The 13,864-nt window shown below is 29.5% G+C and carries 15 protein-coding genes; 1 reads left to right on the top strand and 14 read right to left on the bottom strand.

The features are described 5' to 3' along the window. From KO488_RS07660 to trmD, 14 genes are all read right to left on the bottom strand, one after another. Nucleotides 1–791: glutamate synthase-related protein (locus KO488_RS07660; protein WP_323134180.1), on the bottom strand; the 791-nt coding region annotated here is incomplete at its 3' end. Between the two features lie 117 nt (nucleotides 792–908). Next, nucleotides 909–4,481: a proline dehydrogenase family protein gene (locus KO488_RS07655; RefSeq protein ID WP_216058200.1), complete on the bottom strand. Its 3,573-nt coding sequence runs from the start codon at nucleotides 4,479–4,481 to the stop codon at nucleotides 909–911. Nucleotides 4,482–4,619: 138 nt separating this feature from the next. Further along, a complete protein-coding gene (locus KO488_RS07650) occupies nucleotides 4,620–5,342 on the bottom strand; it encodes an ABC transporter ATP-binding protein (RefSeq protein ID WP_216058199.1) in 723 nt (240 codons plus the stop codon). Beyond that, entirely contained in the window at nucleotides 5,342–6,121 is a 780-nt protein-coding gene (locus tag KO488_RS07645) for an ABC transporter ATP-binding protein (RefSeq protein WP_216058198.1), read from the bottom strand. Before KO488_RS07645 ends, KO488_RS07650 begins: the two co-directional genes overlap by 1 nt. Next, nucleotides 6,121–7,104: a branched-chain amino acid ABC transporter permease gene (locus tag KO488_RS07640; RefSeq protein WP_216058197.1), complete on the bottom strand. Its 984-nt coding sequence runs from the start codon at nucleotides 7,102–7,104 to the stop codon at nucleotides 6,121–6,123. Before KO488_RS07640 ends, KO488_RS07645 begins: the two co-directional genes overlap by 1 nt. Further along, nucleotides 7,104–8,006, bottom strand: coding sequence for a branched-chain amino acid ABC transporter permease (locus tag KO488_RS07635; protein ID WP_216058196.1), 903 nt, complete (start codon nucleotides 8,004–8,006; stop codon nucleotides 7,104–7,106). The genes KO488_RS07640 and KO488_RS07635 overlap by 1 nt, the downstream gene beginning before the upstream one ends. A 14-nt stretch (nucleotides 8,007–8,020) precedes the next feature. Further along, entirely contained in the window at nucleotides 8,021–9,142 is a 1,122-nt protein-coding gene (locus KO488_RS07630; RefSeq protein WP_216058195.1) for a branched-chain amino acid ABC transporter substrate-binding protein, read from the bottom strand. 41 nt (nucleotides 9,143–9,183) lie between these two features. Continuing rightward, nucleotides 9,184–9,843 carry a hypothetical protein gene (locus KO488_RS07625; protein WP_216058194.1) on the bottom strand — a complete coding sequence of 220 codons (660 nt, stop codon included), beginning with the start codon at nucleotides 9,841–9,843 and terminating at the stop codon, nucleotides 9,184–9,186. Next, nucleotides 9,836–10,075, bottom strand: coding sequence for a hypothetical protein (locus tag KO488_RS07620; RefSeq protein ID WP_216058193.1), 240 nt, complete (start codon nucleotides 10,073–10,075; stop codon nucleotides 9,836–9,838). The genes KO488_RS07625 and KO488_RS07620 overlap by 8 nt, the downstream gene beginning before the upstream one ends. A gap of 205 nt (nucleotides 10,076–10,280) precedes the next feature. Next, on the bottom strand, nucleotides 10,281–11,162 hold the full coding sequence (locus tag KO488_RS15390; protein WP_216058214.1) for a DMT family transporter: 882 nt from the start codon (nucleotides 11,160–11,162) through the stop codon (nucleotides 10,281–10,283). Nucleotide 11,163: 1 nt separating this feature from the next. Next, nucleotides 11,164–11,769: a DedA family protein gene (locus tag KO488_RS07610; protein ID WP_216058192.1), complete on the bottom strand. Its 606-nt coding sequence runs from the start codon at nucleotides 11,767–11,769 to the stop codon at nucleotides 11,164–11,166. A gap of 9 nt (nucleotides 11,770–11,778) precedes the next feature. Beyond that, the gene (locus KO488_RS07605; RefSeq protein WP_216058191.1) at nucleotides 11,779–12,300 is read right to left on the bottom strand and encodes a hypothetical protein; all 522 of its coding nucleotides are present in this window, start codon (nucleotides 12,298–12,300) and stop codon (nucleotides 11,779–11,781) included. Between the two features lie 36 nt (nucleotides 12,301–12,336). Next, a complete protein-coding gene (rplS, locus tag KO488_RS07600) occupies nucleotides 12,337–12,693 on the bottom strand; it encodes a 50S ribosomal protein L19 (protein WP_216058190.1) in 357 nt (118 codons plus the stop codon). Beyond that, the gene (trmD, locus tag KO488_RS07595) at nucleotides 12,690–13,367 is read right to left on the bottom strand and encodes a tRNA (guanosine(37)-N1)-methyltransferase TrmD (protein WP_216058189.1); all 678 of its coding nucleotides are present in this window, start codon (nucleotides 13,365–13,367) and stop codon (nucleotides 12,690–12,692) included. Before trmD ends, rplS begins: the two co-directional genes overlap by 4 nt. A gap of 120 nt (nucleotides 13,368–13,487) precedes the next feature. Between trmD and KO488_RS07590 the strand changes: the two genes are divergently transcribed. Beyond that, on the top strand, nucleotides 13,488–13,838 hold the full coding sequence (locus KO488_RS07590) for a hypothetical protein (RefSeq protein ID WP_216058188.1): 351 nt from the start codon (nucleotides 13,488–13,490) through the stop codon (nucleotides 13,836–13,838). Nucleotides 13,839–13,864 lie beyond the last annotated feature (26 nt).

The raw sequence follows: 13,864 nt of genomic DNA, 5'->3' as shown, positions 1-13,864 counted from the left end.
GAACTAATTTGCAAAATTATATCTGGCATATCAGAAGGTACTTCTTTTGGGAAATTTTCAAGAGGTGCATCCCAATTTGGTCTAAAAAAACACTCTTTTTCTTTATCAAAAACATATGTATCCGCTAGAGGATCTTTCTTAAATACAATTTTTCTATAAAAATCTACAGCTACGGGTACATTAAATAATACTTTTGAAAGTTTGAATATTTTATATGCAAAACTATTTCCTCTAACTTCAGTAATATATTTTGTATCATAATTATTATGAGTAACAAAAAAGTTTGATGTTAGTCCACCCTCACCTGAGTTTATAGGGAAGTTTCCTAATTTAGAACCATATACAAAAGCCCGCGTTCCTTCAGGAGAAATTGAACCATCACTCATTGGAGCTCTTGCCATTATAGATCCACTTGTAAAAGGTTTTTCTCTTTTTTCACCAAAAACTACAGAAAAGTCATTTTCTACTTCATTATCATTCAGAACTATATTTGTATGTCTTAGCATGAACTTTGGCTTTTCTAAAGGTTGAGAAGGTGAGAATGATGCGAAATTTACTTTATCTCTAGCAGCATTATATACCCAATCCAATTTATCCATTGATTCATAAAATTTTTCATCACCAAAATATTGTCTAAATGGCTCTCTAAACTCTTGAAAAACAAATCTTAACCTTCCAATTATTGGATAGTTTACTAAAATTTGATGTGTTCTTTGTACGTATTTATCATGTACATACCATGCAATGATAAAAATAATTAAACCTATGAATACTATAATCCATAATTCCATGATGTTATCCTAAATGATTTTATTTATTTTGTAAGTTTTGTATAATAAAGCTTATAGATATAAAGTTTGTAGCCTATATAAATGGCAAGATTTAAATAAATAAGAGAGAAAACTCTCTTATTTATTAATTCCTCTAGCTCCAATATTTCCATATCTATGGTATGAGTGTGAGATTGACTGTTCAATGAAGTAATTAAGAAGTTCTAATCTTCCTTCCATCATTGGTTCTTGTCTAACTATAAATGTTAAAGAGTTAACAGCTTCTTTAAATACCATATCTGGTACCTTAGATACATTAGAATAAATAACTCTATCATATTTATTAAGTGTTTTTACCATCTCTTCATTTGTTTGAGAGATTAAGCTATCTCTACTTGTAAATAACTCTTTTGCATTTTCTAAGAAAGAATTAACTAATTCATTGTTTTCTATGGAAACTTTAAAATGAACTCCAGATACTCTAGCTGCTAATATTCTTGAAACTGCTTCAAATATAGTATCATCACTTGATACTCTAATTAATACATTTTCTAAAGGAATATATTTAAAGTGGTTATCTTCACCTCTAACTTTTGAATAATCTTTTTCTTTTGAAAATTCATTTTCAAAGTTTTCATAATATGATTGTAAAGCTAATTCTAGTTTTTCAAAATCTTCTTTATTATTTTGAGTATCTTTACATTTTCTAATAAATTGAGTTAACTCAGTATTATGTTTTTTAGAAACTTTTGGAGAATTAGTTTCTTTAATATCTACGAATTGAGTAATGTAATTATAAAAACCTGCTTTTCTTCCAGCACCTATTGCTGATTTTCCCATTCCACCAAAAGGTTGTCTTAAAACTATAGCTCCAGTTGTTCCTCTATTAACATAAAGGTTACCAGCTTTTAAATTTTCTTTCCAATAAGACACTTCTCTTTCATCTAAAGATTCAATTCCAGAAGTTAATCCATATCCAGTATCATTTACAATTTTTACTGCATGTTCTAAATTATTTGCTTTAATAACTGCTAATACAGGTCCAAATAATTCATTCATATGAATAAAGTTACCTTCTTCAACTCCCCATTTAATTGATGGTTTTAACATATAAGGATTGTCATTTTCATAAGCTGGTTCTAAAGCCCAAGTTTCATTGCCTTCAAGCTTATTTATTGCTTTTTCTAAATTACCACTAACTTTATTTGCTAGTGTCCCAATTCTATTCTTAAAATCCCAAATAGAGCCTACATTCATAGAAGAGGCTGTATCAATTAAAGCTTTTTTAAATCCTGCATCATTATAAACTTCCTCTTCTAAAACTAATAATGAAGTAGCAGAACATTTTTGACCTGAGTTTCCAAAGGCACTTTGACATACATTTTTAACAGCTTGCTCTCTATCTGCCATATTAGTAACAATAGTTGCATCTTTTCCACCAGTTTCAGCTGATAAGAATAAATCATTTCTAGTTTCTAACATTGTTTTAGCTGTATCTTCACCACCAGTTAAGATTAAGAAGTCAATATCTTTATTTGGAATTAAATGCTCACCTGCAAGAGTTCCAGGGCAAGGAAGAAATTGTAAAGTATTCTTTGAAATTCCAGCATCCCAGAAACATTTACACATTTCATAAGCACATAGTGCAGCAACTGAAGCTGGCTTAATAATCACTGTATTTCCAGCAGCTAAAGCTGAAGATACACCACCAACTGGAATAGCAATAGGGAAATTCCAAGGAGGAACAACAACACCTACACCTTTTCCATTTACTTCTAAATTCTCATAATTATCAAAATGTCTTACTGCATGTGCATAAAATTCTATAAAATCAATTGCTTCAGAAACTTCTACGTCAGTTTCTGTAAATACTTTTCCAACTTCAGCGCCTGCAACACCAATTAAATCATCACGTCTTTCTCTAAATTTAATTGCGGCAGCTTTTAAGAATTCATGTCTTTTTTCATGAGATAAATTTCTCCATCCATCTTTATCTTCCCTTGCTACTTCAACAGCTTTTTTAATATCTTCTTCATTAGCTAAGGCAAATCTACCTGCTAGAACATTATCTTCAAGTTGAGATTTATCAATTGCATCATAAATTTTACGTTCCCCAATTAAATCTTTACCACCTACAACAACAGGAGCAATAGTATGAACAGTATCACTTGAATGTTTCCATTTCTTTACAATATTTCTAGCCCATTCATGATTTTTTGGTAATACAAAATCTGTATCAGCTTCTGCATGGTAAGAATTTGTATCATAAGATGAGTTCGAGAAATCATCCCATTTTTCATTTAATCTATCTTGTGTTCTTTTTGCACCTACAAAAGAAGTCTTCTCAGCTATAAATGATTCTCTAAAAAGATTTTCTTGCATTTTCCAATCTTTTGAACCAACTGTTAATCCAAATGAATATCTAATGAAGTTATTAGGACCTGTATTTTCATCAAGTCGTCTTACTAAATAAGCAATTGCATTTGTAAACTGTTCTTTTGCTGCAGTTGGAGCATATAAAATCACTTCTTTTGAAATCTCTTTAATAGCTAATCTTGCAGCTTCACTCATACCTTCTAACATCTCTAATGTATGATATTTTGAAACATCATTATCTTGAGCTAATTGAGTCGCATATGATAATTCAAATAAGTTATGAGAAGCTGTTCCTATATGCATATATGGTGCATTTTCTTTTTGAAGTGCATATCTTGCCATTCGTTTATAGTTTGAATCTGTATCTGATTTCTTTGTGTAAGTAACCATTTCCCAATGTTTTTGAGATGCTTCTGTTTCTTCCATCTCCATATTTGCACCCTTAACAAGTCTAAACTTAATAGGAGCGCCACCATTCTCAACTCTTTTTTTAGCCCAAGCACATAAATCTTTTTGAACATTAAATGAATCTGGTAAATAAGCTTGAAGTACAATACCTGCATAGAAATCTTTAAATTCTGGTTTTTCTAAAGTCTTTTTAAATACTTCTACTGTGATATCTAAATCTCTATACTCTTCCATATCAAGGTTAATAAATTTATTTGATTTTGTACCATCTTCTGCAATATAAGGATATTTAACAGCTTGAGCATAAATTTTACTTAATTTTTCAACTAATACTTCAACAGTATGGTCGAAATCAAGCGCAGAAATTTGAGAAAAAATTGTAGAAATTTTCACTGAAAGATAATCAATATTAGGATTAGTTAAAGCTTTTAAATATTTGTCTATTCTCTCTTGTGCTTCTTCTTCCCCTAAAACAACTTCACCAATTAAGTTAAGATTTACTCTAGTTCCTTCAGATTTTCGTAATTTTAAGTGTTTATTAAAAGGCTCATCCTCACCTTTAATAACTACTGTTTTTGTATCTTCTCTAATTTGATTTACAAACATTGGAACTGATAAATTAGGTAAGTATTTACCAAAGTTTTCAAATAACCATAATAGTGTTTTATCTTTTGTAGTAAAGAAGTGTGCCATTCCATGTTTTTGTAATAGAAATATAATTTGATCTGCAATTCTTGCATTTGATTCACATCTAAAACATTGGTCCATAAGTTCAATTAATAATGCTTTATCTTTTGGGTGGTCTAGCATTTTATTCATCTTAACATAAAATTCTCTATCAAAATCACTAACAAGTTGTGTTGCTCTATTTTGCCATTTTTCTGCTAGTTTTATTGATGAATTTATTAATTCTTCTTCATTTCTCATCTTTTATCCTTAAAATTTATTGTTTTTTAAATCAATTTTAAGTAGTTTTAGAGCGCACGCTTTTAAATGTGCTCAAGAGGGGAGTAACCGCCAAGTATCTCCCTCTTACTACTTTAAATACTCAAACACTATATATACTTAATGTTTTTTTCCTAAATACGCTTCTTGAATTGTTTCAGAATTTAATAATTCTTCTGCAGTTCCTTCATGTGTAATTTTCCCAACTTCAAGTACATACGCTCTATCTGCTAATTTTAAAGCAGCTTTTGCATTTTGCTCAACTAATAAAACTGTTACTCCAGTTTGAGCAATTTCTTTTACCGCCTTAAAAATACCCTTAATCAAAATTGGAGCAAGTCCAAGTGATGGTTCATCTAAAATCAATAGCTTAGGCTTAGACATAATTGCTCTACCAATTGCTAACATTTGCTGCTCCCCACCTGAAAGTGTTCCTGCAAGTTGCTTTCGTCGCTCTTTTAATCTTGGAAGAATGTCATAAATCCATTCTAAAGTTTCTTTATCGTGATCTTTAAGAGTATAAGCACCCATCATTAAGTTTTCTTCAACTGTTAAAATTCCGAAAACTCTTCTCCCTTCTGGAGAATGAGACATTCCTAAAGATACGATATCATGTGCTTCACATTTTGTTATATCATTTTTATCAAAAACAATATTTCCAGATTTAGCTTTTATTAGTCCAGAAATAGTTTGTAATGTTGTAGTTTTCCCAGCACCATTAGCACCTAAAATTGTAACGACTTCACCACGTTTAACTTGTAAAGAGATGCCTTTAATAGCTTCAATTGCTCCATAAGATACATGAAGATCTTTTATATCTAGTAATATTTCATTATTAATCATTACTCATCCTCCTCATCATCATCTGTTCCAATATAAGCTTCAATAACTCTTGGATCACTTTGTACAAAAGAAGGTTCACCTTGTGAAATCTCTTTACCAAAGTTAATTACAGTGATATAATCAGTTAATTTCATAACCATTTCCATATCATGTTCAATCATCATAATTCCAAGACCCATCTCTTTAATTCTTAAAATGATATTTGTTAGCTCTATTGTTTCATTTTCATTTAACCCTGCTGCTGGTTCATCTAAGATTAAAATCTCAGGATCTGCAGCTAAAGCTCTTGCCATCTCAATTTTTCTTTGATTTCCATATGATAAATCTCCAGCTGGAGTTGATGCATATTTTGTCAAACCAAAGAATTCCATAAGTTCTTCAACTTTTTTCCAATGTTTTTTCTCATCAGCTCTATAAGCTGAAGTATGAACAATTGAGTGGTACCATTTTTGTGTTGACTTAGTATGTGTTCCTGCTATTATATTTTCAGCAACACTCATTTCTTTAAAAAGTCTAATATTTTGGAAAGTTCTTAAAACTCCTCTTTGAGCAATTTTATTTGGACTCATTCCAGTAATATTTTCACCTTTATATTTTATAGTTCCTTCTTCAGGAGTATAAATACCTGTAACACAGTTAAAAAGTGTAGTTTTACCAGCTCCATTTGGACCAATAATTCCATAAATTTGGCCAGGTTTAACTTTTATAGTTAAATCATCAATAGCAACTAAACCATGGAAAAACTTTGAAACATTTTCAATTTCTAATACATATTCCATTATTTATCCTCCCCAGCTTTTGATGCTTTTGCAGCTTTTAAAGCTTTTTCTTTAAGAAACTTTGGAATATTTCCAAACTTCGCTGGCCAAACACCATTTGGTCTTAAAATCATTGTTAATACCATTGCCGCACCAAAGATTAGATATCTTGATTCTTTAAACTCTGTAAATAACTCAGGTAATACAAACATTACAAATGTTCCAATAATAATTCCAGGTAAAGATGCAGATCCACCTACAAGTACAATTGCAAAGAACATAACAGATTGCATAAAGTTAAATGACTCTGGACTAACTGCTGAATACTGAATAGCAAAAACTGCACCCGCAGCTCCTGCAATCCCAGCTCCTAATGCAAAAGCAAATAATTTATAATATGAAACATTAATTCCCATAGATTTTGCAGCTATTTCATCTTTATGAATATAATATAAAGCTCTTCCATAAGCTGAAGTATCTAAGTTTCTAATAATTAAAAGTGTAATAACTAATAAACCAAATGCTAAATAATATATTGAAGTATCTGAAAATAGTTCGTATCCAAAAATCCTAACTACATCAATTCCAAAAATACCATTTGGACCACCTGTTAAACCAAATACATCATTTGATAAAACTTGTTCAAAGATAATATTAAATCCAATAGTAGCAACCAGTAAATAATCCCCTCTTAAGTGGATAATCGGACCAGCTAATAAAATTGAAATTATAACTGGAATAATGATTGCAAATGGAAGTGTATAAATAATCTCCATTCCAAAATGTACATTTAAAATAGCTGTAGTATAAGCCCCTAATCCAAAGAATATCGCGTGACCCATATTAAAAATACCTGCACGTCCTAAAATAATATCTTGAGAAAAAGCAACAACTGCAAATACTAAAAATGTAATACCAATACTCAACCAAGCAGAATCAACAATAAATGGGAAAACTGCCATTACGCATAAAAAAAGCGTAGCGATAATTGTAGTTTTATTCATTATACTTTCTCCGCTGTTTTTTCACCAAGAAGTCCAGTTGGTTTTACAATTAAAATTACGATTAATAAAATAAATGTAAATGTTTCTGCCCATTCTGTTGAAATATAACCTGAAATCATTGCATTGAATAATCCAAGTAAAAGTCCACCTAGCATTGCTCCAGGAATTGAACCAATACCACCAATAATTGCTGCTATAAAAGCATTTAATCCATAAAGCCATCCCATATCAAATGTAAGACCTCTGTAATACATACCAATAAATAAACCACCAATTGCACCTAACATTGAACCTACTATAAATATAATCATAATAATTCTATTTACATTAATACCCATAAGTTTTGCGGCATCTTGATCAATTGCTGTTGCACGAATAGCTGTACCCATTTTTGTTTTATTAATAAAAATATATAATGAAACCATTAAAACAGCTGATAGGGCTAATATTACTAATTGTGTAAATGAAATAATCACTCCACCAAAATTCCATGACGTTGCAGGAAATACATCAGCTGGGAAAATTTCCATATTTGGTCCCCAAATTAACATAATACCATTTTGAATAACTAGTGAAGCTCCAAGTGCAGAAACAACAGCACTTAACCTTGGTGCCGTTCTTAAAGGTCTGTATGCAAGACGCTCAAGAAGAACACCTACAAAAGCTACAACTATTGCTGTTAATGAAAATACTATTACAATATTTACTAAAGATAATGCATTTGAACCGTAAAATTGTGTAAAAAGTGTAAGTCCTACATAAGCAGAAAAGGCAACAAGGTCACCGTGTGCGAAGTTGATTAACTTCATCACACCGTAAACCATTGTATAACCTAAGGCTACTAATGCATACAAACTTCCTACTGTTAAACCATTTATTAACTGTTGAAGAAAAGTATCCATTTTTTATCCCTTAACTATTTTACTACTTCTTTAGTACCATCATTTTTCATATTATATACAACAAATTTAGCACCAACTCTTTCACCATCTTCTCTAATGTTAAATGGACCTGTAATTCCTGGAAAATCTTTCATAGTAGATCTAATATAATCAGAGATTTTTTTAGTATCAAAAGATTTAGTTTGTTCAACACCCTCAATAACTGCTCTTAATCCATCAGCATTTGTAACAGGCCAGATTGATGGAGGATCCATTTTAAATCTTGCTTTATATGCTGCTAAATATTTTTTAGCTTCTGGGTATGGTAAAATTTCTGGAGTTGGGAAGTTAATTAAAACTGTTCCTTCAGCTGATTTACCTGCTAATTTAACGAAGTCAGGGTTATCATTTGAATCTCCACCAACAAAGTCGGCATCAATTTCTAATTGTGCTTGTTGTGCACGAATAAGTCCACCATCAGTGTAGTAACCAGAATAGTAAATTACATCTGGATTCATAGCTTTAATTTTTGTTAAAACTGCTGTAAAGTTTTGAGTTCCTGCTTTAACCTTTCCTCTAAAAATTACATTTCCACCAATTGCTTTTGTTGATGCTTCTGTTGAATCACCAAGTCCTGCAGAATAAGAAGAATAATCAGATAAAACAACGATTCTTTTATATTTTTTTACATTTACAAAGTAATCAGCTGTAAAATCACTTTGTGATGAATTTGGAAATGAGTTTCTAAAGAATGTCCAGTATTTTTTTGCAATTAAAGAATCACTAGTTCCATCAGAAGTTTGTAAAACTTTGTTTCTGTAGTATGTAGTTTGAGCAGCTTCTGTTGCTCCTGATGTATATGAACCAATTACAGCAAATACACCTTCATTTACTAATTTCTTAGCACAAACTGCAGCTTTTTGAGCTTTAGCTTCATCATCACAAGTAACAACTTCAATTTGTTTACCTAAAAGTCCACCAGCAGCATTCTTTTCATCAACAATAAGTTTTACAAAGTTTTCAATACTTTGACCTTCATTTGCATATTTACCTGTAATTGGTGCTTGAACACCTATTTTTACTGTATCAGCAGCAACTAGAGAACTAGCAACTACAGCACTTAGTGCTAACGCACCTGTTAATTTTTTAAAATTCATTTTTTTCTCCTTAGTTTGAATTAAATCTTTTTTTATATTATTTAAACTGTTGGTTCAATAATATAACAACCAACACACCATTCACCGATATTTTCTATCTTGTTAATATCGCCTCCTTTAAAGTTTGATTTTAAATTCTTATATGAAGCAACTATTCTATCAAATGCTTCAATAATTTCTTCTAACCTTTTTTCACTTTTCTTTCTTGCAGTATTTGAAATATCTAAATAAAAAGCAAAAACTCCATAATCAAGTGTAGATTCAGATGAATCTTCTCTTTGAAGTAATTTACACATTAAGTCAATATCATCTTTATATTCAGCTTGCGCATTTCTAACACCATTTCTTATACTCATTATCACTTTAGAAATAGAATCATTATCACTTTTATGCTCAAATCTCTCATCTAAAGTTAAACAAATTACATCTTGAGCAATATTATTCTCAGACATAAACCACTTAAATGCATCTCTTTTAGGAAGAGAACATCTAAGGATATCTGAAATAGTTGCATCAATAAAAATTTCTGGTGGATTTTGAAGTTTTGCAATTTCCTGAGAGACATGAATAGTCAAAAACTTCTGAGGTGCGTATGAAAGGTAAATATCATCAGCAGTCCAAAAACTATAGTTTGACTTTGCAGTTGTGATTCCCCTTAAGACAGAATCAACAACTTCATCTTGTGAAGGAAAATTATGCATTTTCATCTCCAATAAAATTTTCATCTACTTCATCTAATATACCACTTTCAAATAAAATATCTTCAATTAGTTTATTTTTAGAAATATTTAACGATGTACTTAAAACTAAAAGTGCAGTATCTAATCTTTTATCAATCTTAACAGTAAGTTGAGAGACTTCCCTTTTATTACTCTTTAAATGATTGTTTATAACTTTTTGGATAACCGATCTTTTGTTTTTTTGTTTTGCCATTTTAATAACTTTTTTATAATAATTTAAAGGTACTACTTTTAGTACTACCTTTTTTTCTTTAGTCATTATTTCAAAGTTAAACTTAAATAAAACTTAATTTTTAGACATAAAATGTTTAAAAAACAACCAATTTAATAAATATAGTAAAAATGCTATTTTAATGCTATTTAACTATAAAATTTTAGAAAATTTATAAAAAATTTATTTATTTAGAAAATTTAGCTTGTTGGATTATTAATCCAACAATAATAGTAGTTAATCCAACTACTGTAGAGATATAAATTTGTTCGTCTAATATAAAGTAAATAAATATTAAGGAAACAAAAGGAGAAATAAAAATAAGATTTGCAATTTTAGATGTAGACTCTGCACTTTGCATTGCTTTTAACCAAAAAAGAAAAGTAAAACCCATCTCAAAAAAACCAACATAAATTGCAGCTCCTAAACCAGATATACTAGGGACTGTTAAATCTTGTGTAAAAATGAAATAAGTAATTAAAATAGGAACAGCAATTAAGAAGTTTGAAAATAAACCAACCACAGGATCTACTTTTGCTTTAGTATTAAAAATCCAATACATAGACCATAAAACAGTAGAAAGAAGTGCTAAAACAACTCCATCCATATTAGAAAAATTTAAAGAAAAAGGCTCACCTTTTGTTGAGATAATTAAAACTCCAAAGTAACAAATTATTCCAGCTACTATATCTGAAAGTGTTAATTTCTGTTTTAAAAATATCACAGATAGAAAAGCAAGCATCAATGCCCAAGTATAATTTATAGCCTGTGCTTCTTGCGCTGGTAAAATATCATAAGCTTTAAATAGTACTAGATAATATAAAAAAGGATTAATACTTCCCAAGATTAGAACTGTTTTAAAATTCTTTTTTACATGTAATATAACTTCGTTTGTTTTATTTTGATAAAGAATTATTATTAGTAAAATTAGTGTAGAAGTAATTGATGCATAAAATACTAACTCAAAAGGTTTAAGATATTCAAGTGCAACTTTAAAAGCAGTAGCAACAGTAGACCAAAAGAAAATAGCGATTAAGGCATATTTATATGCTAGTTTTTGAGTTTTGATTTTAAATCTTTTGAGTCTTTTTGATTTTTTTATAATACCAAAATCCGATAATTGCTAAACAAATTAAAATAACTACAATTATATATCGTAAATACTCTTTAATTAAAGCTTCATTATCGCCTAAATAATATCCTAATAGAGTAAGGATAACTACCCAAATAGCAGCACCTAAAGTAGTATATATTGAAAAAGTTAATAAATTCATTCTAGCAAGTCCTGCTGGAAATGAAATATATTGGCGAACAGCAGGAATTAATCGTCCTGAAAAAGTAGAAATATGCCCATGAGATTTAAAAAACTCTTCCATTTTCGTAATAGTTTCTTCTTTTATAAAAAAATATTTTCCATATTTAACTAAAAAAGTTCTTCCAAATTTTACAGCTAAAAAGTAATTGAAAAGTGCACCAGTAAGTGATCCTGCAATTCCTGAAAAAATTGCATAATATATATTCATTTCGCCTTTATATGCTAAATAACCAGCTGGAACCATTACAACTTCAGAAGGAAATGGGAAAAATGAGCTCTCAAGAAACATCATAATAAAAATACCAATATAGCCTAAGCTACCTACTGTATCTACGACAAAGTTTACAATATCATGAAGCATGAAATACCCTTATTTAATTAAGTTTTTCCACTTTAATATTGAATCATTTATAAGTTGGAAGATTTTCTTTTCGCTTGGAGCTGTTTCATCAAAATAATCAGAAACTATTTTTAATATATAAAAATCTTGAATATTCTCTTTGCATGTTTGTCTAAAAAATTCTGCTTGTTTATCAACAAGTAATGTTTCTAAATCTTTATCTGTTTCTAATGGCTTTTCTACAGTAGTAACATTTGCAAAATTAAGTCCATTGATAAATCGGTTAGTACAAAAAAGTGTTCCTAAAGCAATTGATCCATCACTACAAGAAGCAATACTTAAATCAAAGGCTTTAGATATTTCGAAGTTTTTAAAAATATAATTTAAAGAGTCTAATATCTGTTCTTTACTTACACCAGAAACTATAAGTATTAAATCATCATTAGAATAAATTGTATTTTTAATTGGATTAGTTAATTTCTCTAAATTAAAGAAATCAACTATAGGTTGTGCTTCTATTAAAGAAGTAGTGTGAATTAATATTTTTGACATATTAATCAACAATAGAGCCTAAACTCTAAAGTTTTACTATCTTTTAAGTTCTTTAATTCTTGCAGCTTTTCCTCTTAATCCTCTTAAGTAATGTAATTTAGCTCTTCTTACTCTACCTCTTCTTAATACTTCAAATGATTTGATTGAATCAGAGTATAATGGGAAAATTCTTTCAACACCAACAGAGTTAGCTCCAATTTTTCTTACATTAAATGTAGCAGAAACACCTTCACCGTGTCTTGCAATTACGATACCTTCGTAAGTTTGAACTCTCTTTTTTTCACCTTCTTTAATCTCAATACCAAGTCTTACTGTATCTCCAGCTCTAAATAATGGGATCTCTTTTGACTCTGTTTGTGCAGTTTCGAAACTAGCAATATATCTGTTTTTCATTGTTTTTCCTTGTTAGGTCTATAATATTTTGTCTTACAAATTGACATCTGGTTTTTTAAGTCGGAAATTTTACTATGATTTCCCTTTAAAAATTCTTTAACTACACTTAATTTTTGGAAAACTTCAGGTTTAGCAAAAGATGGAGCTTCTAAAAGTTGGTTTTCGTAACTCTCAACATCCAAGGATTGGGCATTCCCAAGAACTCCTTCAACATTTCTAGAAATTGCGTCAGACATTGTTAAAGATGGTAATTCTCCACCTGTTAAAACGAATTCTCCAACAGAAAAAACCTCATTTGCATATTTTTCGATAACTCTTTCATCAATTCCTTCATATCTTCCACTTACAAAAACTATGTTTTTTTTCTTTGATAATCGCTTTGCATCATTTTGTCTAAATGGTTTTGCAGCAGCTAAAGGAAAAATAATATAAACATCTTCATTTTCTTCTTTAACTTTATCTAAGCAGTCAAATAATGGTTGACAAGTCATAAGCATTCCTGCTCCTCCACTTATCATTTGTTTATCAACTTTTTGATGTTTGTTATCTGTAAAATCTCTTGGATTATAAAACTCATAGTTAATAAAACCAGAATCAACAGCTCTTTTTAAAATTGAATCTTGAAAATATGGTTCAATTAAATTAGGGAAAAGTGTCACAAATGTAAATTTCAAATTAACTCCTATACATATAAAATGCATATATCCTTTTATTTTTCGTAGTTTAACATAATCCTTTTTATTTTATATTAAGCATATATCAAATATATTCTTTTTTTTAATAAAGGTTTATAGATGAAATCCCTAAAAGGTTTTGGTAAAAAATATTTTTCATTAATGTCAATTACAATGCATGCTACTGCAAAAAAATTGCATGACAATGAAGTATTGTCTAAAAAAATCTCTTTTAATTTTTCAAATTATTCAAATGAGGAAGAAGATCCTCCTATTGAAGAAGAGCTCTTATTAATAAATACATTTTGCGTAAATAGTATTAAACCTTGTCATTGTGATTGTTTCTTTAAACTAAAAACTAAACTAGCAATTCTACATTTCAAATTTATTCCAAGATGTCCTTTTTACAAAACTTGTTTCGCATTTAGACGAACTGGAATACATCCACCTTTATCATTATCATTTCAATAAATACAAATTACATATAAATTTCAAGG

It is taken from the genome of Poseidonibacter lekithochrous, from assembly GCF_018861145.1.
GTDB classification, from domain to species: Bacteria; Campylobacterota; Campylobacteria; order Campylobacterales; family Arcobacteraceae; genus Poseidonibacter; species Poseidonibacter lekithochrous_A.
This window is presented reverse-complemented; position numbering and strand designations above follow the sequence as displayed.